A 23,762-nucleotide genomic window follows, 5' to 3' on the forward strand; every position below is an offset into this window, starting at 1 on the left:
CCGTCGAACGCGTCTGCGGGACCATCAGCCACGCCAATCGGAAGCACGGGAAGAGATGTCGGCACCGAACAAGTCGTACGACCCTGTCGAGGTCGAGGCACTGAAACCGGAAGAGATCGAGCGCGTCCAGAAGGAGGCGCTCGACGCCTTCGCCGCCGCGGACTCGCTCGAGGCGCTTCAGGAGGCCAAGGTCGCGCACACCGGCGGTACCTCGCCGCTGGCGCTCGCCAACCGCGAGATCGGCGCGCTGCCGCCGCAGGCCAAGGCCGCCGCGGGCAAGCTCGTCGGGCAGGCCCGCGCCGCCGTCGGCCGGGGCCTCGCCGCCCGCCAGGCCGAGCTGGAGGCCGAGCGCGACGCGCGCGTCCTGGTCGAGGAGGCCGTGGACGTCACGCTGCCCTACGACCGCCGCCAGGCCGGTGCCCGGCACCCGCTGACCACGCTCTCCGAGCGCATCGAGGACGTCTTCGTGGCCATGGGCTACGAGGTCGCCGAGGGCCCGGAGATCGAGGCCGAGTGGTTCAACTTCGACGCGCTCAACATCGGCCCGGACCACCCGGCGCGCGGCACCCAGGACACGTTCTTCGTGCAGGGCGCCGACGCGAAGGCCGAGGACTCCGGTGTCGTGCTGCGCACGCACACCTCGCCCGTGCAGATCCGCTCCATGCTGGACCGCGAGCCGCCGGTCTACGTGATCTGCCCCGGCCGCGTGTACCGCTCCGACGAGCTGGACGCCACGCACACCCCCGTCTTCAACCAGGTCGAGCTCCTCGCCATCGACGAGGGCCTGACCATGGCCGACCTCAAGGGCACCCTCGACCACATGGTCCAGGCGCTCTTCGGCGACGACATGAAGACGCGGCTGCGGCCCAACTTCTTCCCGTTCACCGAGCCGTCCGCCGAGATGGACATGGTGTGCTACGTGTGCCGCGGCGAGTCCGTCGGCAACCCCGACCGCCCCTGCCGCACCTGCTCCTCCGAGGGCTGGATCGAGCTGGGCGGCTGCGGCATGGTCAACCCGAAGGTGCTCGTCGCCTGCGGTGTGGACCCCGAGAAGTACAGCGGATTCGCCTTCGGGTTCGGCATCGAACGGATGCTGATGTTCCGCCACAACGTCGAAGACATGCGAGACATGGTCGAGGGTGACGTCCGCTTCACCCGGCCGTTCGGGATGGAGATCTGATGCGTATCCCGCTTTCCTGGCTGCGGGAGTACGTCGACCTCCCCGCCACCGAGACCGGCCGCGACGTGCAGGCCAAGCTGGTGTCCGCAGGCCTTGAGGTCGAGACCGTCGAGCAGCTCGGCGCGGGCCTCAAGGGCCCCCTCGTCGTCGGTCAGGTGCTGACCATCGAGGAGCTGGAGGGCTTCAAGAAGCCCATCCGCTTCTGCACCGTCGACGTCGGCGACAAGAACGGCACCGGTGAGCCGCAGGAGATCGTCTGCGGCGCCCGGAACTTCGCCGTCGGCGACAAGGTCGTCGTGGTCCTGCCCGGCGCCGAGCTGCCCGGCGGCTTCGCGATCTCCGCGCGCAAGACGTACGGCAAGACCTCGCACGGCATGATCTGCTCCAGCGACGAGCTGGGCATGGGCGACGACGGCACGCACGGCATCATCGTGCTGCCGCCGGAGCACGAGGTCGGCACCGACGCCATCGAGCTGCTCGAACTGATCGACGAGGTCCTCGACATCGCCGTCACCGCCAACCGCGGCGACTGCCTGTCCATGCGCGGCGTCGCCCGCGAGGCCGCCATCGCCTACGGCCTGCCGCTGCGCGACCCGGCGCTCCTCGACGTGCCCACGCCGAACGCCGACGGCTACCCGGTGCGGGTCACCGACCGCCTCGGCTGCGACCGGTTCACCGCGCGTACGGTCAACGGCCTGCAGCCCGAGGCGCGCTCCCCGATCTGGCTGCAGCGCCGCCTGCAGAAGGTCGGCATGCGCCCGATCTCGCTCGCCGTCGACATCGCGAACTACGTGATGATGGAGCTCGGCCAGCCGCTGCACACCTACGACCGCTCCCTGGTCCAGGGCGCGATCGGCGTCCGCCGTGCCGAGCAGGGCGAGGCGCTCACCACCCTCGACGGCGTCAAGCGCAAGCTCGACGCCGAGGACCTGGTCATCACCGACGAGCGCGGCCTGATCGGCCTCGCAGGCGTGATGGGCGGCGCCAACACGGAGATCGCCGACCACGAGGAGGGCGCCGGGACCACCGATGTCGTCGTCGAGGCCGCGCACTTCGACGCCGTCTCCATCGCCCGCACCGCGCGCCGTCACAAGCTGCCCTCCGAGGCGTCCAAGCGCTTCGAGCGCGGCGTCGACCCGCAGGCCGCGTCCGCCGCCGCCCAGCGCGCCGTCGACCTGCTCGTGCTGCTCGCGGGCGGCACCGCCGGAGCCGGGGTCACCGAGGTCGTCGCCCCGTCCGGGCCGCACACCATCACCATCCCGGCCGACCACCCCGACAAGGTGGCGGGCGTGGCGTACGGCCGCGAGACCGTGGTGCGCCGCCTCCAGGAGGTCGGCTGCGACGTGTACGGGCAGGACGCCCTGACGGTCACCGTGCCGTCCTGGCGCCCCGACCTCGCGGACCCGAACGACCTCGCCGAAGAGGTCATCCGCCTTGAGGGCTACGAGAACCTGCCCTCCACGCTGCCGAAGCCCCCGGCGGGCCGCGGCCTGACCGCGCGCCAGCGCCTGCACCGCCGCGTCGGCCGCGCGCTTGCCGGCGCCGGGTACGTCGAGGCGCTCAACTACCCCTTCATCGGCGAGGGCGTCTTCGACCAGCTCGGCCTGGAGGCGGACGACGCGCGCCGCACCGTCGTCAAGCTGATCAACCCGCTCAGCGACGAGGAGCCCGCGCTCCGTACGACGCTGCTGCCCGGCCTGCTGACCGCGCTGCGTCGCAACGACGGCCGCGGCAGCCACGACCTGGCGCTCTTCGAGACCGGCCTCGTCTTCCGGCCGACCGGCGAGGAGACCGCCCCGGTCCGCCTCCCCGTCGACCGCCGCCCGACCGACGAGGAGATCGCCGGCCTTGACGCGGCGCTGCCCGCCCAGCCCCGGCACGCCGCCGTCGTCCTCGCGGGCGCCCGCGAGCAGGCCGGCTGGTGGGGCAAGGGCCGCCCCGCCGACTGGGCCGACGCGATCGAGGCCGCGCGCACCCTCGCCCGCGAGGCGCACGTCGAGCTCACGGTCCGCGCCGCCCAGCACGAGCCGTGGCACCCCGGCCGCTGCGCCGCCCTGTACGTGGGCGAGCAGTTGGTCGGCCACGCCGGTGAGCTGCACCCGCGCGTCGTCAAGGCGCTGAGCCTGCCCGAGCGCACCTGCGCGATGGAGCTGGACCTCGATGCCCTGGAGCAGGCCGGAACCGGCCTGGTCGAGGCGCCGCGGATCTCCACGTTCCCCGTCGCCACGCAGGACGTCGCGCTGGTCGTCGACAAGACGGTCCCGGCGGGCGAGGTCGAGCGGGTGCTGCGCGAGGGCGCCGGTGAACTCCTTGAGTCGCTGCGCCTGTTCGACGTGTACGAGAACGCGGAGCAGCTCGGCGCCGACAAGAAGTCGCTCGCCTACGCGCTGCGCTTCCGGGCCGCCGACCGCACCCTGAAGGTCGACGAGGCCTCGGCCGCCCGCGACGCCGCGGTGGCGCTGGCCGCCGAGCGCACGGGCGCGGTGCTGCGCGGCGCGTAACGGCGCGCGAAGCCGCACGTGAGGGGCGTATCCGGGACACCGGATACGCCCCTCAGCGGTTCCGGGGACCTCCCTCACTCATTCGGGTGATGATTCTCTGTGGCGTGGTCCGAACGGGCAGGCGGTCGACAGAATCATTGCGGCCGCCGGGCCGACCCGGCGTGCGCTGTACTGGGCCGAGGGGGCCGTCGGCATGATCCGTACGAAGACAACGGAACCCACCCGAGCCGAACCCCGGCGCGTCCGGCGCACGTTGATGCTGGGCCTGCCGACCGTGTGGGGCGCCGTCGCCATGACGTACAAGCTCGTCTGCCCGCTCGCGCAGCTGGACGGGTTCGGCGCGCGGATCACGACGAGCGCCGTCTTCTTCGCCGTCGGCACCGGCCTGATACTGCGCGTACGCGGCAGCCTCATGCGGGAGTTGAGGGACGCGCAGGCCGCCGCGACCGCCGCCCAGTCCGCGCTCCTTCGCCCGCCGCCGCCCCGGCTCGACGGGCTCGTGCTCGCCGCCGGACAGCACTCCGCCGACCGCGGCGCCAGCATCGGCGGCGACCTGTACGACGTCGTGGCCACCGACCACGGCGTCCGCGTCGTCATGGGCGACGTACGAGGACACGGCCTGGCCGCGGTCGGCACCGTCGGCGCCGTGCTCGGCAGCTTCCGCGAGGCCGCCCACGACGAGGACGAACTGGGGCCGCTGCTACGGAGGTTGGAGCGCGCACACGCCCGGTACCTGCGCCAGCGCGCCCGCGACGAGCACCCCTCCGCCGGTGGCGGGGAACCGGAGAACCCGCTCGCCGAGGAGTTCGTGACGGTGCTGCTCCTGGAGATCCGGCGGGACGGCGCGGTGTACGCCCTCAACTGCGGTCACCCGTGGCCGTATCTGCTGCGGCCGGGCGCCGCCCGCCGCGTGGAGGCGATGAGCGGGGGCGATCCGCTGCCGCCGCTCGGCCCGTTCCCGCTGCCCGCCGAGCTGCCGCCGGTGCGCTGCGGGCGGATCCGGCCGGGCGAGGGGATGCTGCTCTACACCGACGGCCTGGAGGACGCCCGCGATCCGCGCGGCCGGTTCTTCCCGCTGCGCTCCACGCTCGCCACCGCCGTGCGCCACGGGCCCGTCGTGCCGCAGGCCGTCATCCACGCCGTCTACAGCCGACTCCTGTGCCACGTCGGCGGCCGTCTCGCCGACGACGCCGCGCTGTTGGTGCTGCGCAACGACCGGAGCAGGGTGCCCGCCCAGCACGCCGAGACGGCTCTGCGCACCGCCCACAAGGTGCTCTGAGCCGACCCCTCGTCAGGAAGCGGTAGCCGGAGGGCGCGCCGTCCGCCCGTCGCGGAGTGTGTCGGGCAGGCGAGCGGGCGGACGACGCGGTAACGGGCCGCCGCGCTGTACGAGGGGGAGCCGACGGCCCGGCCGGCCTCTTTCGAGGCAGTTCAGTCAACCCGGTTCATAACAGCCACAACAGCGCGCACACGCCACGGACTTGGGCATTCCGATCACACCCCGTGTGAACCGGACTCCATTAGGCTGGCGGACACCGAGCCAATGGAGGGCAACGGAGGCTCCGATGCAGCCCAACACCCTGCTCGACGCGATTCTCGACGAGGCCGGGATCTCCCACGCGGGACTCGCGGCGCACGTCAACCAGGTGGGCAAGGCGCGCGGCCTCGCCCTCCGCTACGAACACACCGCCGTGGCCCGCTGGTTGAAGGGCCAGCGGCCGCGTGGCCAGGTGCCCGACCTGATCTGCGAGGTGCTCGCCGCGCGGCTCCAGCGGCACGTCACCCTCGACGACATCGGCCTCGGCATCTCCTGCGAACCGGTCGCCTCGCACATCAGCACGCTGTCCGGGTTCGTGGAGCGCGCGACCGCGCTGTGGCGCTCCGACCAGCAGCAGCGCCGGCACATCCTGGACGCGCCCGCCGTCACCGGCACCCCCGCCGTGATGCCGGTGTGGGAGTGGGAGAACCCGCCGGAGGACAACGACGTGTCGCGCGGCGGCCGCCACCCGGTGAGCATCGCCGACCTGGAGATGATGCGCTCGGCCCGCGCCCACTACGAGCAGATGTACCGCAAGGCGGGCGGCATCGCGACCCGCAGCCGCATCGTCGGCTTCCTCAACACCGAGGCGGCGCCGCTGCTTCGCGGCAGCTACACCGACGACACCGGACGCCAACTGCACCGCGCGACGGGCGGCTTGGTGGCCATCGCGGGCATCTGCGCGTACGACTCGGACGCGCACGGGCTCGCGCAGCGCTACTTCCACCAGGCGCTGCGCCTTGCAAAGGCCAGCGGGGACAGGGGACTTGGGGCGTACGTCATCGCGCTCCTCGTCAACCAGTCGCTGCACATGCGCGACCACCGGCAGGCCGTCGCCTTCGCGGAGGCCGCGCTGCGCGCCGCCGGGCGGCACATCTCGCCCGCGCTCGCCTCCGATCTGTACGCGATGCAGGCGAAGGCGTACGCGCACCTCGGTGACGGCACGAGCGCCCTGGAGTGCATCCGGCGTGCCGAGTCCGCCGCCGACCGCATCCGGCGCGGGCACGAACCGGACGAGACGGGTTACGTGCAGCCCGGATTCGTCAACGTACAGGTGGCGGAGGCCCTGTTGAGCCTCGGTGACTACGCCGCCGCGAAGGAGCACGCGCAGGAGGCGGTGCACACCCCGGCGCACGATCGGGGTCGTGTGCACCGGCTCGCCGTGCTGAGCCAGATCCAGCTCAGACAGGGGAACGCGGAACAAGCCGTGGCCACCGCCGTGGAAATGGCCGAGACCGCTCGGGGGATGGAGTCGCAGCGTCTGCGCGACAGACTCCGGGCCGTCCGCGAGCACCTCGTACGCAGCGGATGCGCTGGTACGGCCGAGGCCGCCGAACTCATCGACGGAGCGCTGCGCGTCCCGCTGTGAGCCTTTGCGCGGGGAGCCCGCGAACGCCACTGCTGCGATATTGCCATCAACTCGGCGGAAGGTGGCAGAACCGTGCAGTGGACGAAACAGAACGAACAAACTGTGTATGCAAACCGGTGGTTCAGCGTCAACCTGGCAGACGTCGCCCTACCGGACGGCCGGCACCTCGACCACTTCGTCATACGTCTTCGCCCCGTGGCGGTCGCCACGATCGTCAACGAGGCGCACGAAGTGCTCCTGCTGTGGCGGCACCGCTTCATCACCGACAGCTGGGGCTGGGAACTCGCCGCGGGCGTCGTCGAGGACGGGGAGGACATCGCGTACGCGGCGGCGAGGGAATTGGAGGAGGAGACCGGCTGGCGGCCGGGACCGCTGCGGCATCTCATGAGCGTCGAACCGTCCAACGGCCTCACGGACGCCCGGCACCACATCTACTGGACCGACGAGGGAACGTACATCGGCCACCCCCAGGACGACTTCGAGTCGGACCGCAGGGAATGGGTCCATCTCAAACTCGTCCCCGACATGATCGCTCGCGGAGAGGTCCCGGCCGCCAATATGGCGGCCGCACTGCTTCTCCTGCACCACCTGAATCTCGGTTAGGGCCCCCTCCCGGGCCCACAGGCCGGACGGCCTAGTGACCGAGTGCCTGCCACACCGCGATGGCGAGCGCGCCGACCGAGGTCAGCGCGGCCACCGTGGGCAGGGGCCAGCGGGTGTTCTCGAGCGCGCTGACCCGACTGCTCAGATCGTCCTGATCCTTCGCGGTCTGGTCGTCGCGGTGTGTGTGCAAGGCCAGTTGACCGTCGATGCGGGCCAGTCGGACCTCGAAGACCCGTCGTAACTCTGCGAGTTCTTCGGGGAGGACCACTGGATTCTCCGGGTCGGTGGTCACGAGTGTGCTCCTTCCTTGTGCGTGACATCAGCGCGTCGTCACTGATGTACGTATCGGAAGTCAACTCGCCTGGTGGGCGCGGCGGGAGCGTGTGCGAAAGGCATATGCGAGTCAGCCGCGCGCACCCCGTGCGAACGCAGTGGGCCCTGTGCTCCGAAGAACACAGGGCCCACTCGCGGATTACGGTGCGTGGTCAGGCGTAGGTGTAGAAACCCGAGCCGGACTTGCGGCCGAGCCGGCCCGCGTCGACCATCCGCTGCAGCAGCGGGGGAGCGGCGTACAGCGGCTCCTTGTACTCCTCGTACATCGAGTCCGCGATGGAGACGATGGTGTCGAGGCCGATCAGGTCGGAGAGCTTGAGCGGGCCCATCGGGTGCGCGCAGCCGAGCTCCATGCCGTTGTCGATGTCCTCGCGGCTCGCGATGCCGGACTCGAACATCCGGATCGAGGAGAGCAGATACGGCACCAGCAGCGCGTTCACCACGAAGCCCGAGCGGTCCTGGGCGCGGATCGCGTGCTTGCCGAGGGTCTTCTCCACCATGACCTGGGCGCGGCTGATGGTGCCCTCGGACGTGGTGAGCGCCGGGATCAGCTCGACGAGCTTCTGCACCGGCGCCGGGTTGAAGAAGTGGATGCCGACCACGTGGTCCGGGCGGGAGGTCGCCACGGCCAGCTTCACCAGCGGGATGGAGGAGGTGTTCGACGCGAGGATCGCGTCGGACCGCGTCACGACCTGGTCGAGGACCTGGAAGATCTCCGTCTTCACCTGCTCGTTCTCGACGACCGCCTCGATGACGAGGTCCCGGTCGGCGAACTCGCCGAGGTCCGTGGTGAACGTGAGCCGCTCCTGCGTCTCCGCCAGCTCCTCCTCGGTGATCTTGCCGCGCGAGGCCGCCTTCGCGAGCGAGCTGAGCAGCCGGGTACGGCCGTACTCCAAAGCCTCGCCGGTGGTCTCGGCCACCTTCACGTCCAGGCCCGCGCGGGCGCAGACCTCCGCGATCCCGGCGCCCATCTGGCCGCAACCCACCACACCGACGCGTTGGATGTCACTCAAGGTGTCCGTCACCTCGTGCCTTTCGCTGATCGTCCGGGATCACCGGTACCAGGGGCACAGTGTCTCTCCGGGGGCTTCCGGAACCGCACGTTACCCCGTAGACATGGGAGGGGTGGAGTCCGGGTTAACGGCTGTTCATGCGGACAACACCGTGTCACAGGGGGCTTGGGGGGAACTATGGGACGTATCTCACGTCATTCGGCACGTCAGCCGTCACGTCATTCGGCACGTCAGCCGTCACGGCATGTGCGCCTTTCGCGGCGCGGATTCACGCTCGGCGCGGCCCTCGCGCTGAGCGCGCTGACGGCGGGGGACGCCGTCGCCTCATCGGTGCCGGTGCGGCGGCAGCTGCGGGGCATGTGGCTGGCCACGGTCGCGAACCGGGACTGGCCCTCGCGGGCGGGCCTGAGCGCCGACGAGCAGCGCGCCGAGCTGATCGCGCATCTGGACACCGCCGTACGCCGCCGGCTGAACACGGTGATCTTCCAGATCCGGCCGACCGCCGACGCGCTGTGGCCGTCCGAGTACGAGCCGTGGTCCCAGGTCCTCACCGGCACCCAGGGCCAGGACCCCGGCTGGGACCCGCTGGGCACGGCGGTGGCGGAGGCGCACGCGCGCGGCCTGGAACTGCACGCCTGGTGCAATCCGTACCGGATCGCCAACCACATCGACCCCAGCCGCCTCGTCCCCACGCACCCGGCCCGCCTGCACCCCGAGTGGGTCGTGGCGTACGGCGGGAAGCTCTATTACAACCCCGGCATCCCGGAGGTCCGCCGCTTCGTCGTGGACGCGATGCTGGACGCGGTCGAGAAGTACCCGGTGGACGCCGTGCACTTCGACGACTACTTCTACCCGTACCCCGTCGTCGGCCAGGTCTTCGACGACGACGCGACGTACGAGACGTACGGCGGTGACTTCCCGGACAAGGCGGCCTGGCGGCGGGACAACATCGACCGGCTGATCCAGGAGATGGCGGCGCGCATCAAGAAGGCGAGGCCCCGCTGCCGGTTCGGCATAAGCCCCTTCGGGGTGTGGCGGAACAAGGCCACCGACCCGCTGGGCTCCGACACCACGGCAGGCGTGCAGACCTACGACAACCTGCACGCGGACACCCGTAAGTGGGTGCGCGAGCGGTGGATTGATTATGTATGTCCGCAGGTCTACTGGAATGTCGGTTTCGCCGCCGCCGACTACGCGAAGCTCGTGCCGTGGTGGGCCGATGCCGTACGCGGCACGGGCGTGCGCCTCTACATCGGCGAGGCGCTCTACAAGGCGGGCGACCCGGCGCAGCCCGCCGCCTGGCAGGACCCGGCCGAGCTGTCCCGGCACCTCACGTTCGCGGACGGCTTCCCTGAGGTGCGCGGACACGTGTTCTTCTCGGCCAAGGAGGTCGGGCAGGACCGGATCGGCGCGATGGCCCGCGTGGTCGAGGACCACTACGACCGGGTCAGGCCTTCTTGACGGTGGGGTGCCGGACCACCGCGTCCGGGCCCGGCGACATGATCGCCTCGTGGCCGTCCTCGAACCGGACGCGGAACGGCGGATCGCCGTCCGCGCCGAGCACTTCGATGATCTGCGCCACCCGGTCGTGCTGACCGACGATCCGGCCGTGCACCAGGAGCTGGTCGCCTACGGTTGCGCGCATCAGGAGTGACCTCCTCGACGTGCCGTACGTGCCGTGCGTTGCGGCAAGTGTACGGCGGCGCGCGGGGGTTGGGACCCGTCTCAGCCACGCGCGCGCTGGGTGACCGCGATGCACAGCAGGACCGCCACCGCCGTCAGCGGCGCCGCCACCGGCAGTGCCTCGCCGAGCAGGACGACCGACCACACGAGCGTCAACAGCGGCTGGGCGAGCTGGAGTTGGCTCGCCTTCGGGACTCCGATCATCGCCATGCCCTTGTACCAGATGACCAGGCCGAGGAACTGCGCGCCGACCGCCACCCACAGCAGCCCCGCCATCGCGTGCCCGGTCAGGTGCACGGTCTCGTACGGGAGTGAGAGCGCGGCCCCCGCCACGGCGAGCGGCAGACACAGCACGAGCGCCCACGCGATGACCTGCCAGCCCGGCATCAGGGACGCGAGCCGGCCGCCCTCCGCGTAGGCCGCCGCGCAGATCAGCAGCGCCGCGAACAGGAACAGGTCGGCCCGCGTGAGGGCGCCGCCGCTCTGCTGCACCGTGAACGCGATGACCGCCGCCGCGCCCGCGCACGCCGCGACCCAGAAGGCGCGCGAGGGTCGGGAGCCGGTGCGTATCGAGGAGTAGACGGCCGTGGTCAGCGGCAACAGGCCGACCACGACGGCGGAGTGCGCGGTCGTCGCCGTCTCAAGGGCGAGCGTGGTGAGCAGCGGGAAGCCGAGCACCACCCCGGACGCGACGATGGCGAGCCCCGCCCAGTGCCGCCGCTGCGGAGGGCGTACGCGCAGCGCCAGCAGGCAGGTGCCCGCGACGAGCGCGGCCAGCACGCAGCGCACGCTGATCAGCGAGTACGGGCCGAAGCCCTCGAGGCCCCAGGCGGTGGCGGGGAAGGTGAGCGAGAAGGACGTGACGGCGACGGCGGCGAGCAGGGTGCCGACGAGCTTCGTCGACCCGGCCTTGCTCCCACTCGACCCCGGCTGGTTCGACCCTGGTCGGTTCGACCCCGGCTGGGCCGCCGAGGGGGTCGGCCGGTCGGCAACTGCTACCCGAATCGGTGTGGTAGCGCTATTCTGTGCTCTCATGCAACAGAGTAGCAGCGTGGGTGAACTGGCGAAACAGCTCCGATCCGAGCTGAACCGCTACTCGCCGGGTGAAAAGCTGCCGTCGAGCCGCTCCCTCGTCGACCGCTTCAAGGTGAGCCCGGTGACGGTCTCGCGGGCGCTCGCGCAGCTCGCCGCGGAGGGCCTCGTCGTCACCCGGCCCGGAGCCGGTGCCTTCCGTGCCGAGGCGCGCGCCGCGACCGGGCCCGTCGGCGACACCTCCTGGCAGGAGGTCGCGCTGAGCGCGGACGCCGCGACCGAGGTCGTGCCGCGCGCGGTCGACGCGGCCGGGGTCCTGGTGACGCTCGCGCCGCCGCCACCCGGCGTGATCGAGCTCAACACCGGTTATCTGCACCCGGTGCTGCAGCCGGGCGCCGCCCTGTCCGCCGCCCTCGCGCGGGCCGGACGCCGCCCCGGCGCGTGGGCGAAGCCGCCGGTCGACGGGCTGCCCGAACTGCGCGAGTGGTTCGCACGCGGCATCGGCGGCGCCGTCTCCGCGTCCGACGTGCTGATCTCCTTCGGCGGTCAGTCGGCCCTCACGACGGCGCTGCGCGCGCTCGCCCCGCCCGGCGCCCCCGTCCTCGTCGAATCGCCCACGTACCCCGGCATGTTGGCGATCGCGCGGGCGGCGGGGCTTCGGCCGGTGCCGGTGCCGGTGGACCGGGACGGGGTGCGCCCCGAACTCCTCGCGCGGGCCTTCAAGGCGAGCGGCGCCAAGCTCTTCGTGTGCCAGCCGCTGTTCCAGAACCCGACGGGCGCGATGCTCGCCCCCGACCGCCGCCCCGAAGTGCTGCGGATCGCGCGGGAGGCGGGCGCGTTCATCGTCGAGGACGACTTCGTGCGCCGCCTCGTGCACGAGGACGCGGGGCCGCTGCCGAGGCCGCTGGCGAGCGACGACCCGGACGGTGTGGTGGTGCACGTCTGCTCGCTCACCAAGGCGACGTCGCCGAGCCTGCGCATCGGCTGCCTCGCCGCGCGCGGACCGGTCCTCGAACGGCTGCGCGCGATCCAGGTCGTCGACCACCTCTTCGTGCCGCGCCCCCTCCAGGAGGCCACGCTCGAACTCGTCGGCTCCCCGGCCTGGCCCCGCCATCTGCGTACGCTGGCGGGCGAGTTGAGGTCGCGGCGCGACATCCTCGCCGCCGCCGTCACCGCGGACCTGCCCGCGCTCGACCTCACGCACGTCCCGGCCGGCGGCTACCACCTGTGGCTCCGCCTCCCGGAGGGCGGCGACGAGGCCGCGCTCGTCGCGGGCGGCCTGCGCGCGGGCGTCGCGGTCGCCCCCGGGCGCCCGTACTTCTCGGCCGAACCCCCGGCGCCGCACGTCCGGCTGAGCTTCGTGGGCGTCGCGACGACCGCCGAGCTGACCGAGGGCGTACGCCGCCTGAACGCGGCCTGCGCCGAGGTGCTGGGCCCGAATCGGCTCGACGCGCACGCGTCCGACCTGTGAGGATCCCCGGATGACCAGCACACTGCCCGACGGCTACGAGCTCTCCACCGACCCCGCCCGACTCGACGCGGACCGCGTCCACGCGTGGCTCTCCGAGGACGCCTACTGGGCCCTCGACCGCCCGCGCGCCACGCAGGACAAGGCGGTCGCCGGATCCCTCAACTTCGGCGTCTACGACACCGCTTCGGGGCAACAGGTCGCGTACGCGCGCGTGATCACGGACGGCGCCACGTTCGCCTGGCTCTGCGACGTCTACGTGGACCGCTCCGCTCGGGGCAAGGGCATCGGTAAGGCCATGGTCACGGCCGTCCGCGACCACCTCAAGCCGCTCGGCATCCGCCGGGTCCTCCTGGCGACGCAGGACGCGCACGGCGTGTACGAGGAGGTGGGCTTCAAGCCCCTGGAGAAGCCGGAGCAGTGGATGGCGCTGTACTTCACCGCTTAGAGCCCCTGCGGCGATTGCGCAGCGGGGTCCGGGGCGGAGCCCCGTGGCCGTACCCACGGCTGACCGCCACGGACACGGTCACGCCCGGCGGTACTCCGTCACCAGCCGGAGGTCCTTCGCCGGCCCCTTCACCCGCCACACCGTCCGCCACCGATCGGCGTCGTACACGGTGAACTCGCCGCGATACAGGTCCGCCGAACACGGATGGTCCGCCACGTGGTGCCCCGTCCGCAGGTCCAGGTCGTGGAAGAAGCGTCCGTCGGCGAAGCGCACCACGGCGGTGCCGTCCCCGTCCGCCCCCGGTAGATAGCGCAGCGTCCGCTCCGCGGGCCGCGCGACCCCGTGCCACTCGAACGTCCCCGACTCGAAGTGCAGCAGCCCGCCGCCCTCGGCCGGGGACCCGGCCGTGGACCCGGCCGTGGACTCGGCCGTGAAATCGGTCGTCCCGCTGAACGTCCCCGTCACGTCGGCCGCGAGGTCCCGCACCGTCCGCTCGACCCGCCAGCGCCCCGCCAGGAACGCCAACACGTCGGAAACCGGCCAGAGTTCCTCCGTCACGCACACCACTCCCGCTCACCTCTGCGCGAACCGTTGACGCGCGTACCGCTGCTTTCTATCTTGCCGTTCGCAGTTTAGGACGACGTACGAGATATCGAACAACAAGTAACCTAGGGAGCGCGTATGAGGCACTGGAGATTAGGGCTCGGGGCCGCGGTGGGCTCCCTGCTGGTGGGCGCGGCAGTACTGCCGTCGTCGGCGGCGGAAGCCCCCGACGCCCCCGACACCTCCGACGTCACCGACTACTCCGTCACCGTCGACCCGGCCCGCTCGGGCGCGGCCATCGACGACACGATGTACGGCGTCTTCTTCGAGGACATCAACCGCGCCGCGGACGGCGGCCTCTACGCCGAACTCGTACAGAACAGATCCTTCGAGTACTCCACCGCCGACAACGGCGCCTACACCCCGCTCACCGCCTGGAAGACCACCGGCACCGCGAAGGTCGCCGACGACGACGGACGGCTGAACGCCCGCAACCGCAACTACCTCTCGCTCGCCGCCGGTTCGAGTGCCACCAACTCCGGTTACGGCACCGGCTACACCCTCCAGAAGGGTGCCACGTACGACTTCTCGGTGTGGGCGCGCGGCGACGCCGAGCTGACCGTGACCCTCGGGGACGCCGACGGTGCGCTCGCGACGCCCCGCAAGGTGCGCACGCGCGGCGGCTGGGCCCAGTACAGGGCGACGTTCACGCCGAGCCAGGACACCACCACCGGCCGCCTCACCGTCGCCACCACGAAGGACGCCGCGCTCGACATGGTGTCGCTGTTCCCGCGCGACACCTACAAGGGGCACAAGAACGGTCTACGTAAGGACCTGGCGGAGAAGGTCGCCGACCTCAAGCCGGGCTTCGTGCGCTTCCCCGGCGGCTGCCTGGTCAACACCGGCTCCATGAAGGGGTACGACGCGGCCTCCGGCTACGAGCGCAAGCGTTCGTACCAGTGGAAGGACACCGTAGGACCGGTCGAGCAGCGCGCCACCAACGCCAACTTCTGGGGCTACAACCAGAGCTACGGCCTCGGCTACTACGAGTACTTCCAGTTCGCCGAGGACATCGGCGCGATGCCGCTGCCCGTCGTCCCCGCGCTCGTCACCGGCTGCGGCCAGAACAAGGCCACCGACGACGACGCACTGCTCCATCGGCACATCCAGGACACCCTCGACCTCATCGAGTTCGCCAACGGCCCGACCAGCACCAAGTGGGGCAAGCTCCGCGCCGACATGGGCCACCCCAAGCCCTTCCACCTCACCCACCTCGAAGTCGGCAACGAAGAGAACCTTCCCAACGAGTTCTTCGCCCGCTTCAAGCAGTTCCGCGCCGCCATCGCCGCCAAGTACCCGAACGTCGAGGTCATCTCCAACTCGGGCCCCGACGACAGCGGCACGACCTTCGACACGGCGTGGAAGCTCAACAAGGACGCCAAGGTCGACATGGTCGACGAGCACTACTACAACAGCCCGCAGTGGTTCCTCCAGAACAACGAGCGCTACGACTCCTACGACCGGCAGGGCCCCAAGGTCTTCCTCGGCGAGTACGCCTCGCTCGGCAACCAGTGGACCAACGCGATGTCCGAGGCCGCCTACATGACGGGCCTCGAACGCAACGCTGACGTCGTCAAACTCGCCTCCTACGCGCCGCTGTTCGCGCGCACCGACACCGTGCAGTGGAAGCCCGACATGATCTGGTTCAACGACCAGAAGTCCTGGGGCTCGGCCGACTACGAGGTGCAGAAGCTCTTCATGCGCAACGTCGGCGACCAGGTCGTCCCCTCGAAGGCCACCGCCACCCCCTCGACCCTCGAACCCATCACCGGCGCCGTGGGCCTGTCCACCTGGGCGACCAGCGCCGCGTACGACGACGTAAAGGTGACGGACGCCGACGGGAAGACGCTGCTGAGCGACGACTTCAGCGGCGACGCCGGACAGTGGACCGGCAGCGGCAAGGGGAGCTGGAGCGTCCAGGACGGGCAGTACGTGCAGTCCGACGCGGCCGCCGAGAACACCCTGGTCACCGCCGGCGACCCGAGCTGGCAGGACTACGACCTGCACGTGAAGGCCACCAAGAAGTCCGGCAAGGAGGGCTTCCTTGTCGCCTTCGGCGTCAAGGACACCGGCAACTACTACTGGTGGAACCTCGGCGGCTGGAACAACACCTCGTCCGCCGTCGAACAGGCCGTGAACGGCGGCAAGTCGACGCTCGTCTCCAAAGCCGGCTCGATCGAGACAGGGCGCGCCTACGACATCGACATCAAGGTGCGCGGCCGCCAGGTCACCCTCTACCTCGACGGCCAGGAGTGGGGCTCCTTCAAGGACGACAAGCCGGCCGAGCCGTTCCGCCAGGTCGTCACCGAGGACAAGAAGACCGGCGACCTCATCGTCAAGGTCGTCAACGCCCAGGACTCCGCGGCCCGTACGAAGGTCGACCTCGGCGGCGCCGACGTCGCGGACTCGGCGGCCGTCACGACGCTCAGCGCGGCGCCGGACGCGGAGAACACGGCGACCGAGCGGCCCGTGCGGCCGGTGACGTCGACGTTCGACGGGGTGAGCGACAGGTTCACGTACACCTTCCCGGGGAACTCGGTGACGTTCCTGAGGATCAAGAAGGGCTGAACCCCTCGGATCCTGCGGTGAGTTGGCGCGCGCGGTGCCCGGCGGCGAGGAGGGGAGCGGCCGGGACCCCCGTCGCCGCGCGCGCCACGCTCGCCGTACGGAGCGGCGCGACCGTCAGCCGTTCACGTACTTCATGCTGCCCGCGTCGTAGCGGTCACCGGCCACCTCGCCCGCCGGGGCCGCCGCGTCGATCGCGGCCAGGTCGTCCGCCGACAGCTCAAGCGTGGCGGCCGCGACGTTCTCCTCCAGGTACTTCTGGCGGCGGGTGCCGGGGATCGGCACCACGTCGTCGCCCTGGTGCTGCACCCAGGCGAGCGCCAACTGGCCCGCCGTGACGCCCTTCTTGGCCGCCAGCTCCTCCAGGCGCTCGACGATCGCGAGGTTGCGCTCCAGGTTGCCGTCCGTGAAGCGCGGCTGGGTGCGGCGCAGATCGCCCTCCTTGAACTGCTCCGTCGACTTGTAGGCGCCGGTGAGGAAGCCGCGCCCCAGCGGCGAGAACGGTACGAGCCCGATGCCCAGCTCCCGGCACACCGGCAGGACCTCCGCCTCCAGGTCGCGCGTCCACAGCGAGAACTCGCTCTGCAGCGCCGCGATCGGATGCGTCGCGGACGCCCGCCGCAGCGTGTCTGCGCCCGCCTCCGAGAGGCCGAGGTGGCGGACCTTGCCCGCCTCGACCAGCTCGGCCATGGCGCCCACGGTCTCCTCGATGGGCACGCTCCGGTCGACACGGTGCAGGTAGTACAGGTCGATGTGGTCGACGCCGAGCCGGCGCAGCGAGGCCTCGCACGCCTGGCGGACGTAGGCCGCGTCGCCGCGGATCTCCGTCGGGTCGCCCAGCTTGTTGGCGAAGCCGAACTTCGTCGCCAGGACGGCCTGCTCACGGCGGCCGGGCGCGGTGAGGGCCCGGCCGATCAGCTCCTCGTTGTGCCCCTGGCCGTAGAAGTCCGACGTGTCGAGCAGGGTGACACCGAGGTCCAGGGCGCGGTGGATGGTGCCGATCGACTGCTCGTCGTCGGACGGGCCGAAGCCATGGCTCATGCCCATGCAGCCCAGGCCCTGCGCGGAGACGGTGAGCGCGCCCAGGCGGCGAGTGGGAAGGTTCGACATGGGGTGCTGCCTCCTGTGGTGGTCCTGTGGTGACGCCGGTGCGGTGCGCCGTCGTCGACGCTATGGCTTGGAGTGCGCTCCAGGCCAAGCGGAGGCCCCGCCGCCACACGATTGCATAAACGTGCACGGCGACGTATAGTCATGCCATCCAAGAGGAGGGTTCCATGGCGGTACGCGCAGCAGTGGCGGGAGCGAGTGGATACGCGGGCGGCGAAGTGCTGCGCCTGCTGCTCTCGCACCCCGAGGTGGAGATCGGCGCCCTGACGGGCAACTCGAACGCGGGGCAGCGCCTGGGCGCTCTCCAGCCGCACCTCCACCCGCTCGCCGACCGAGTCCTCCAGGAGACCACGACGGAGGTGCTCGCCGGGCACGATGTCGTGTTCCTCGCGCTGCCGCACGGGCAGTCCGCCGCCGTGGCCGAGCAGCTCGGCCCGGACGTCCTCGTGGTCGACATGGGGGCCGACTTCCGGCTGACGGACGCGGGCGACTGGGAGAGGTTCTACGGCTCCCCGCACGCCGGCACCTGGCCGTACGGCCTTCCCGAACTGCCGGGTGGCCGCGCCGCGCTGGAGGGGTCCAAGCGCATCGCGGTTCCCGGTTGCTATCCGACGGCCGTCTCGCTCGCCCTCGTCCCCGCGTACGCCGCCGGGATCGTGGAGAGCGAGGCCGTGATCGTCGCCTCCTCCGGCACCTCCGGCGCGGGCAAGGCGGCCAAGCCGCACCTGCTCGGCAGCGAGGTCATGGGGAACATGTCGCCGTACGGCGTGGGCGGTGTCCACCGGCACACCCCCGAGATGATCCAGAACTTCAGCGCCGCGGCGGGGGAGCGGGTCTCCGTCTCCTTCACGCCGACGCTCGCGCCGATGCCCCGCGGCATCCTCGCCACGTGCAGCGCCAAGGCCAAGCCGGGCGTGACGCTCGACGCCGTACGGACCGCGTACGAGAAGGCGTACGGGGAGGAGCCGTTCGTGCACCTGCTGCCCGAAGGGCAGTGGCCGCAGACGGCCGCCGTGTACGGGTCGAACGCGGCGCAGATCCAGGTCGCGTACGACGAGGCGGCCGGCCGCGTCATCGTCATCGCCGCGATCGACAACCTGACCAAGGGCACCGCCGGCGGTGCCATTCAATCCATGAACATCGCCCTCGGTCTCGACGAGACCACCGGGCTCTCGACGATCGGAGTCGCGCCGTGAGTGTGACGGCAGCCAAGGGATTCCAGGCCGCGGGCATCGCCGCCGGAATCAAGAACAGCGGGAACGCGGACCTGGCCCTCGTGGTCAACCGCGGCCCCCGCCAGGCGGCCGCGGGCGTGTTCACCTCCAACCGCGTCAAGGCGGCCCCGGTCCTGTGGTCCGAGCAGGTACTCAAGGGCGGCCTCGTCTCCGCCGTCGTCCTCAACTCCGGTGGCGCCAACGCCTGCACGGGCCCCAAGGGCTTCCAGGACACCCACGCCACCGCCGAGAAGGTCGCCGAGGTCCTGGAGGTCAACGCCGGGGAGGTCGCCGTCGCGTCGACCGGCCTCATCGGCGAGCTGCTGCCCATGGACAAGGTGCTGCCGGGCGTCGACAAGGCCGCCGCCCAGCTCTCCGAGCACGGCGGCGAGAAGGCCGCCATCGCCATCAAGACCACCGACAGCGTGCACAAGACGGCCGTGCACCAGGGCGACGGCTGGACCGTCGGCGGCATGGCCAAGGGCGCGGGCATGCTCGCCCCCGGCCTCGCCACCATGCTCGTCGTCCTCACCACGGACGCCGACCTCGACACCGAGACCCTCGACAAGGCGCTGCGCGACGCCACCCGCGTCACCTTCGACCGCGTCGACTCCGACGGCTGCATGTCGACGAACGACACGGTGCTCCTTCTCGCCTCCGGCGCCGCCGAAGTCACCCCCGAGTACGAGGAGTTCGCCACGGCCGTCCGGCTCGTCTGCGACGACCTCGGCAGGCAGCTCATCGGCGACGCCGAGGGCGCAAGCAAGGACATCAAGGTCGAGGTGATCAACGCCGCGAGCGAGGACGAGGCCGTCGAGGTGGGCCGCTCCATCGCCCGGAACAACCTCCTCAAGTGCGCCATCCACGGCGAGGACCCCAACTGGGGCCGCGTCCTGTCCGCCATCGGCACCACGCAGGCCACCTTCGAGCCGGACCAGCTGAACGTCGCGATCAACGGCGTCTGGGTCTGCAAGAACGGCGGCGTCGGCGAGGACCGCGAGAAGGTCGACATGCGCTACCGGGAGGTCGTCGTCACCGCCGACCTCGCCGCGGGCACCGAGACCGCGACGATCTGGACCAACGACCTGACCGCCGACTACGTCCACGAGAACAGCGCGTACAGCTCATGAGCGAGACCAAGGACAGCAAGCCGGCCTCCGCCCGCAAACACACGGCGCTCCCCAAGGCGCAGACCCTCATCGAGGCGCTGCCCTGGCTGACCCGGCACCACGGCAAGACCGTCGTCATCAAATTCGGCGGAAACGCCATGGTAGACGAGGAGTTGAAGGCCGCGTTCGCACAGGACGTCGTCTTCCTGCACCACGCCGGACTCAAGCCGGTCGTGGTGCACGGCGGCGGCCCGCAGATCAGCAAGGCGCTCGACCGGCACGGCATCGTCAGCGAGTTCAAGGCGGGCCTGCGGGTCACCACCGAGGACGCCATGGACGTCGTACGGATGGTGCTCGCCGGACAGGTGCAGCGCGAACTGGTCGGCCTGCTCAACCAGCACGGACCGCTCGCCGTCGGCATCACCGGCGAGGACGCGCACACCATCACCGCCACCAAGCACCAGCCCCGCATCGAGGGCGAGTTGGTCGACATCGGCCGCGTCGGCGAGATCACCGAGATCGACACCGGCGCCATCGAGGCCCTGCTCGCCGACGGCCGCATCCCGGTCGTCTCCTCGATCGCCCGCTCCCAGGACGACTCGCATGTCTACAACGTCAATGCTGATACGGCGGCTGCGGCACTCGCTGCTGCGCTGGACGCCGAGACGCTGATGGTGCTGACCGACGTCGAGGGCCTCTACGAGGACTGGCCGCACTCCGACGAGGTCATCAGCAGGCTCACCGCCACCGAACTCGAAAAGCTGCTCCCGGAGCTGGCGAGCGGCATGGTCCCGAAGATGGAGGGCTGCCTGCACGCCGTGCGCAACGGCGTGCACACCGCCCGCGTCATCGACGGCCGGGTCCAGCACTCGATCCTGCTGGAAATCTTCACCGACGAAGGCATCGGCACGATGGTCATGGCCGACGCGGAACAGCCGAATCAGGGGGATCCATCATGACCGGGACGAACGCGGAACTGACCCAGCGCTGGCAGGGCGCCCTGATGAACAACTACGGCACCCCCAGGCTGCCCCTCGCCAAGGGCGCGGGCGCCAAGCTGTGGGACGCCGACGGCAAGGAGTACCTGGACTTCGTCGGCGGCATCGCGGTCAACGCGCTGGGCCACGCCCACCCGGCGATCGTCGAAGCGGTCTCCACCCAGATCGCCTCCCTCGGCCACGTCTCCAACCTCTTCGTCGCCGAACCGCCCGTCGCCCTCGCCGAGCGGCTCCTCCAGCTCTTCGGCCGGGACGGCGCCGTCTTCTTCTGCAACTCGGGCGCCGAGGCCAACGAGGGCGCGTTCAAGATCGGCCGGCTCACGGGCCGTACGCACATGGTCGCCACCACCGGCGGCTTCCACGGCCGCACCATGGGCTCCCTCGCCCTGACAGGACAGCCCGGAAAGCAGGACGGCTTCACGCCGATGCCCGGCGACGTCACGCACGTCCCGTACGGAGACGCGGACGCGCTCAGGTCGGCGGTCACGGAGGACACGGCCTTCGTCATCATCGAGCCGATCCAGGGCGAGAACGGCGTGGTCGTACCGCCCGCCGGCTACCTCAAGGCGGCCCGCGAGATCACCCGCGCCACCGGCACCCTGCTCGTGCTCGACGAGGTGCAGACCGGCGTCGGCAGGACCGGGCACTGGTTCGCGTACCAGGCGGAGGAGGGCATCGAGCCCGACGTCGTGACGCTCGCCAAGGGCCTCGGCGGCGGTCTCCCGCTCGGCGCCACCATCGCCTTCGGCGAGACGGCCAAGCTGCTGAAGCCCGGCCAGCACGGCACGACCTTCGGCGGCAACCCGGTCGCCTGCGCGGCGGGCCTCGCCGTCCTCGACACCATCGCGGGCGAAGGACTCCTGGAGAACACCAAGGCGCTCGGCGAGCGCATCAAGTCCGGCGTCGAGGCGCTCGGACACCCCCTGGCCAGCCATGTACGGGGCGAGGGCCTGCTGCTGGGTATCGTGCTCACCGGGCCGCGCGCACCGCAGGTGCAGCAGGCGGCCCAGGACGCGGGCCTCCTGGTGAACGCGCCCGCACCCGACGTCGTCCGGCTGATGCCGCCGCTGAACCTGACCGACGCCGAGGCGGACGCGTTCCTCGCGGCGCTGCCCGCCGTACTGGACACGGCAGCCGAGGACGAAGGACGATCCTGAGGAATGGGACGACGACGATGAGCAGCAAAGCGGAGAGAGACGTAGCCGCGGCCACGAACCTCGCACACGCGGCGGCGGCCGCGGTGCCGCAGACCCGCGCCGCGCGGCACCGCCGGATAGTGGACATCCTCAACCGCCAACCCGTGCGCTCCCAGAGCCAGTTGGCGAAACTGCTGTCCGACGACGGCCTCACGGTCACCCAGGCCACGCTCTCCCGCGACCTCGACGAACTGGGCGCGGTCAAGATCCGCAACACCGGCGGTGAGCTGATCTACGCCGTGCCCAGCGAAGGCGGCTTCCGCACCCCGCAGGCCCCCCTCGGCGAATCCGCCAAGGAGGAGCGGATGCGCCGCCTCGCCGGGGAACTGCTCATCTCGGCGGAGGCCTCGGCGAACCTGGTGGTCCTGCGCACCCCGCCGGGCGCGGCCCAGTTCCTCGCCTCGGCCATCGATCAGGCCGAACTCCACGTCATCCTCGGCACGATCGCCGGCGATGACACGGTGATGCTCATCAGCCGCGACCCGGCGGGCGGCCAGTCCCTCGCCGACCACATGCTCCGCCTGGCCCAGAACAACCACTAGCCGCTCCGCTCGGTACCCCGGCCGATCCAGCCCCGCCGGAGGGCAATTCCAGCCCTTCCGGCGGGTGAATCCAGCCCCTCCGGCGTTTGAGGAGCGGGGTCCGGGGCGGAGCCCCGGCCTCTACCGCGCGTCCGCCGACGCCTCCGCGCCCGCCGACGCCTCCGCGCCCGCCGACGCCTCCGCGCCCCGCTCGGCCGCCCGCGCCCGATACGACATCCACGCCGCCACCAACGCCCCCGACACGTTGTGCCACACGGAGAACACCGCGGCGGGCAGCGCCGCGAGCGGGCTGAAGTGGGCCGTGGCCAGGGAAGCCGCAAGCCCCGAGTTCTGCATACCGACCTCGAAGGCCATGGCCCGCGACGCCGGCTTACCGAGCCGACCGAGCTTCCCGGCCCCATAACCGAGCGCAAGACCCAGCCCGTTGTGCAGCACCACCGCCACCATGACCAGCGCCGCCGCCGACTTGATCGCATCGGCACTCCCCGCCACCACCACCGCCACGATCACGGCGATCGTCAGCGCGGACAGCCACGGCAGCACGGGCAGCAGCCGGTCGACGAACCGGCCGAGCACAAGACGTACGACCAGCCCCGCGATCACCGGGAGCAGCACGGTCTTGAGGATGTCCGTCATCATCGACCCGGCGTCCACCGGCAGGTACTCGCCCGCGAGCAGCAGCGTCAACGGCGGCGTGATCAGCGGCGCCAGCACCGTGGAGACGGTCGCGACGGACACCGACAGAGCGACGTCGCCGCGCGCCAGATACGTCACGACGTTGGACGCCGTGCCGCTGGGAGCGCAGCCGACGAGGATGACACCGGCCGCCAACTGCGGGGACAGACCGAGCGCGTGGGCGATCACCCAGCCGAGCCCTGGCATGATCACGTAGTGCGCGACAAGCCCGAGCCCCACCGCCCAGGGCCGCTGTGCGACGCCCTTGAAGTCGGTGAGGGTCATGGTGAGCCCCATGCAGAACATCACGACGCCCAGCAGATAAGGCACGTTCGTGCCCCACGAGGCGAAGGTGCCCGGGGAGGCGAGACCCCAGGCACCCGCCACAAGGACGAGCACAGGGAAGACGGTGACCGCGAGCCGCGCGGCACGGTCGGCGGACCCGGCCGACGGGGCGGGCTCCACCGGGGTCTCCGCCGGGGGAGAGGAGGGGGACGTCTGTTCGGATTCGCTTCGCACCGGGCGATGCAACGCCCGAGCGCCCGGCCCGCGCAACCCTGTCTCGTTATGTGGTCCTTACACGGGA

The 23,762-nt window shown here is 71.1% G+C and carries 21 protein-coding genes; 14 read left to right on the forward strand and 7 right to left on the reverse strand.

Translation table 11 applies throughout. The features are described 5' to 3' along the window. Positions 1-55: 55 nt before the first annotated feature. The 5 genes from pheS to RBJ65_RS33670 all read left to right on the forward strand — a co-directional run bounded on the left by pheS (position 56) and on the right by RBJ65_RS33670 (position 7,190). Positions 56-1,180 (forward strand): phenylalanine--tRNA ligase subunit alpha, encoded by a 1,125-nt coding sequence (gene pheS / locus RBJ65_RS33650; RefSeq protein ID WP_306319196.1) that lies wholly within the window; start codon positions 56-58, stop codon positions 1,178-1,180. Next, the gene (gene pheT / locus RBJ65_RS33655; RefSeq protein WP_306319195.1) at positions 1,180-3,681 is read left to right on the forward strand and encodes a phenylalanine--tRNA ligase subunit beta; all 2,502 of its coding nucleotides are present in this window, start codon (positions 1,180-1,182) and stop codon (positions 3,679-3,681) included. Before pheS ends, pheT begins: the two co-directional genes overlap by 1 nt. A gap of 193 nt (positions 3,682-3,874) precedes the next feature. Then, on the forward strand, positions 3,875-4,960 hold the full coding sequence (locus RBJ65_RS33660) for a PP2C family protein-serine/threonine phosphatase (protein WP_372341281.1): 1,086 nt from the start codon (positions 3,875-3,877) through the stop codon (positions 4,958-4,960). Between the two features lie 286 nt (positions 4,961-5,246). Then, positions 5,247-6,587, forward strand: a complete 1,341-nt coding sequence (locus RBJ65_RS33665) for a transcriptional regulator (RefSeq protein WP_306319194.1) — start codon at positions 5,247-5,249, stop codon at positions 6,585-6,587. A gap of 72 nt (positions 6,588-6,659) precedes the next feature. Further along, positions 6,660-7,190 carry an NUDIX hydrolase gene (locus RBJ65_RS33670; protein WP_306319193.1) on the forward strand — a complete coding sequence of 177 codons (531 nt, stop codon included), beginning with the start codon at positions 6,660-6,662 and terminating at the stop codon, positions 7,188-7,190. A 31-nt stretch (positions 7,191-7,221) separates the two neighbouring features. Here RBJ65_RS33670 and RBJ65_RS33675 read toward each other — a convergent pair whose 3' ends face one another. Then, positions 7,222-7,482, reverse strand: coding sequence for a hypothetical protein (locus tag RBJ65_RS33675; RefSeq protein WP_306319192.1), 261 nt, complete (start codon positions 7,480-7,482; stop codon positions 7,222-7,224). A 193-nt stretch (positions 7,483-7,675) separates the two neighbouring features. Further along, entirely contained in the window at positions 7,676-8,536 is an 861-nt protein-coding gene (locus tag RBJ65_RS33680; protein WP_306319191.1) for a 3-hydroxybutyryl-CoA dehydrogenase, read from the reverse strand. Between the two features lie 246 nt (positions 8,537-8,782). Between RBJ65_RS33680 and RBJ65_RS33685 the strand changes: the two genes are divergently transcribed. Continuing rightward, on the forward strand, positions 8,783-9,997 hold the full coding sequence (locus RBJ65_RS33685; protein WP_306319190.1) for a glycoside hydrolase family 10 protein: 1,215 nt from the start codon (positions 8,783-8,785) through the stop codon (positions 9,995-9,997). Here RBJ65_RS33685 and RBJ65_RS33690 read toward each other — a convergent pair. After that, positions 9,984-10,181, reverse strand: a complete 198-nt coding sequence (locus RBJ65_RS33690) for a DUF1918 domain-containing protein (RefSeq protein ID WP_306319189.1) — start codon at positions 10,179-10,181, stop codon at positions 9,984-9,986. The two genes, RBJ65_RS33685 and RBJ65_RS33690, sit on opposite strands and share 14 nt — an antisense overlap. An 80-nt stretch (positions 10,182-10,261) precedes the next feature. Continuing rightward, positions 10,262-11,254, reverse strand: coding sequence for a DMT family transporter (locus tag RBJ65_RS33695; RefSeq protein ID WP_306319188.1), 993 nt, complete (start codon positions 11,252-11,254; stop codon positions 10,262-10,264). Between RBJ65_RS33695 and RBJ65_RS33700 the strand changes: the two genes are divergently transcribed. Next, entirely contained in the window at positions 11,253-12,722 is a 1,470-nt protein-coding gene (locus RBJ65_RS33700; protein WP_306319187.1) for a PLP-dependent aminotransferase family protein, read from the forward strand. The two genes, RBJ65_RS33695 and RBJ65_RS33700, sit on opposite strands and share 2 nt — an antisense overlap. A 10-nt stretch (positions 12,723-12,732) precedes the next feature. Continuing rightward, positions 12,733-13,167 (forward strand): GNAT family N-acetyltransferase, encoded by a 435-nt coding sequence (locus RBJ65_RS33705; RefSeq protein WP_306319186.1) that lies wholly within the window; start codon positions 12,733-12,735, stop codon positions 13,165-13,167. Between the two features lie 78 nt (positions 13,168-13,245). On the opposite strand, the gene RBJ65_RS33710 is transcribed toward RBJ65_RS33705, so the two are convergent. Next, positions 13,246-13,725 carry a DUF6314 family protein gene (locus tag RBJ65_RS33710; protein ID WP_306319185.1) on the reverse strand — a complete coding sequence of 160 codons (480 nt, stop codon included), beginning with the start codon at positions 13,723-13,725 and terminating at the stop codon, positions 13,246-13,248. A gap of 123 nt (positions 13,726-13,848) precedes the next feature. Here RBJ65_RS33710 and RBJ65_RS33715 point away from each other — a divergent pair, with 123 nt between their 5' ends. Continuing rightward, positions 13,849-16,338, forward strand: a complete 2,490-nt coding sequence (locus RBJ65_RS33715) for an alpha-L-arabinofuranosidase C-terminal domain-containing protein (RefSeq protein WP_306319184.1) — start codon at positions 13,849-13,851, stop codon at positions 16,336-16,338. Positions 16,339-16,452: 114 nt separating this feature from the next. On the opposite strand, the gene RBJ65_RS33720 is transcribed toward RBJ65_RS33715, so the two are convergent. Continuing rightward, positions 16,453-17,445 (reverse strand): aldo/keto reductase, encoded by a 993-nt coding sequence (locus tag RBJ65_RS33720; protein ID WP_306319183.1) that lies wholly within the window; start codon positions 17,443-17,445, stop codon positions 16,453-16,455. A gap of 164 nt (positions 17,446-17,609) precedes the next feature. Here RBJ65_RS33720 and argC point away from each other — a divergent pair, with 164 nt between their 5' ends. From argC to RBJ65_RS33745, 5 genes are read left to right on the forward strand one after another with little or no spacing between them, the layout of a single operon-like run. Next, positions 17,610-18,638, forward strand: a complete 1,029-nt coding sequence (gene argC / locus RBJ65_RS33725; RefSeq protein WP_306319182.1) for an N-acetyl-gamma-glutamyl-phosphate reductase — start codon at positions 17,610-17,612, stop codon at positions 18,636-18,638. Next, entirely contained in the window at positions 18,635-19,786 is a 1,152-nt protein-coding gene (gene argJ / locus RBJ65_RS33730; protein ID WP_306319181.1) for a bifunctional glutamate N-acetyltransferase/amino-acid acetyltransferase ArgJ, read from the forward strand. The genes argC and argJ overlap by 4 nt, the downstream gene beginning before the upstream one ends. After that, positions 19,783-20,724, forward strand: a complete 942-nt coding sequence (gene argB, locus RBJ65_RS33735) for an acetylglutamate kinase (RefSeq protein WP_306319180.1) — start codon at positions 19,783-19,785, stop codon at positions 20,722-20,724. Before argJ ends, argB begins: the two co-directional genes overlap by 4 nt. Further along, entirely contained in the window at positions 20,721-21,920 is a 1,200-nt protein-coding gene (locus RBJ65_RS33740) for an acetylornithine transaminase (protein ID WP_306319179.1), read from the forward strand. Before argB ends, RBJ65_RS33740 begins: the two co-directional genes overlap by 4 nt. 17 nt (positions 21,921-21,937) lie before the next feature. Next, positions 21,938-22,501, forward strand: coding sequence for an arginine repressor (locus tag RBJ65_RS33745; RefSeq protein ID WP_306319178.1), 564 nt, complete (start codon positions 21,938-21,940; stop codon positions 22,499-22,501). A gap of 120 nt (positions 22,502-22,621) precedes the next feature. On the opposite strand, the gene RBJ65_RS33750 is transcribed toward RBJ65_RS33745, so the two are convergent. Next, entirely contained in the window at positions 22,622-23,641 is a 1,020-nt protein-coding gene (locus RBJ65_RS33750) for a bile acid:sodium symporter family protein (RefSeq protein WP_306319177.1), read from the reverse strand. Between the last annotated feature and the right edge of the window lie 121 nt (positions 23,642-23,762).

The organism is Streptomyces sp. KL109B (genome assembly GCF_030766935.1).
Classification (GTDB): domain Bacteria; phylum Actinomycetota; class Actinomycetes; order Streptomycetales; family Streptomycetaceae; genus Streptomyces.

Coding starts and splice junctions, on each gene's coding strand:
- pheS (WP_306319196.1), top strand. CDS start 56: ATGTCGGCACCGAACAAGTCGTACGACCCTGTCGAGGTCGAGGCACTG.
- pheT (WP_306319195.1), top strand. CDS start 1,180: ATGCGTATCCCGCTTTCCTGGCTGCGGGAGTACGTCGACCTCCCCGCC.
- RBJ65_RS33660 (WP_372341281.1), top strand. CDS start 3,875: ATGATCCGTACGAAGACAACGGAACCCACCCGAGCCGAACCCCGGCGC.
- RBJ65_RS33665 (WP_306319194.1), top strand. CDS start 5,247: ATGCAGCCCAACACCCTGCTCGACGCGATTCTCGACGAGGCCGGGATC.
- RBJ65_RS33690 (WP_306319189.1), bottom strand. CDS start 10,181: ATGCGCGCAACCGTAGGCGACCAGCTCCTGGTGCACGGCCGGATCGTC.
- RBJ65_RS33700 (WP_306319187.1), top strand. CDS start 11,253: ATGCAACAGAGTAGCAGCGTGGGTGAACTGGCGAAACAGCTCCGATCC.
- RBJ65_RS33695 (WP_306319188.1), bottom strand. CDS start 11,254: ATGAGAGCACAGAATAGCGCTACCACACCGATTCGGGTAGCAGTTGCC.
- RBJ65_RS33705 (WP_306319186.1), top strand. CDS start 12,733: ATGACCAGCACACTGCCCGACGGCTACGAGCTCTCCACCGACCCCGCC.
- RBJ65_RS33715 (WP_306319184.1), top strand. CDS start 13,849: ATGAGGCACTGGAGATTAGGGCTCGGGGCCGCGGTGGGCTCCCTGCTG.
- RBJ65_RS33720 (WP_306319183.1), bottom strand. CDS start 17,445: ATGTCGAACCTTCCCACTCGCCGCCTGGGCGCGCTCACCGTCTCCGCG.
- argC (WP_306319182.1), top strand. CDS start 17,610: ATGGCGGTACGCGCAGCAGTGGCGGGAGCGAGTGGATACGCGGGCGGC.
- argB (WP_306319180.1), top strand. CDS start 19,783: ATGAGCGAGACCAAGGACAGCAAGCCGGCCTCCGCCCGCAAACACACG.
- RBJ65_RS33740 (WP_306319179.1), top strand. CDS start 20,721: ATGACCGGGACGAACGCGGAACTGACCCAGCGCTGGCAGGGCGCCCTG.
- RBJ65_RS33745 (WP_306319178.1), top strand. CDS start 21,938: ATGAGCAGCAAAGCGGAGAGAGACGTAGCCGCGGCCACGAACCTCGCA.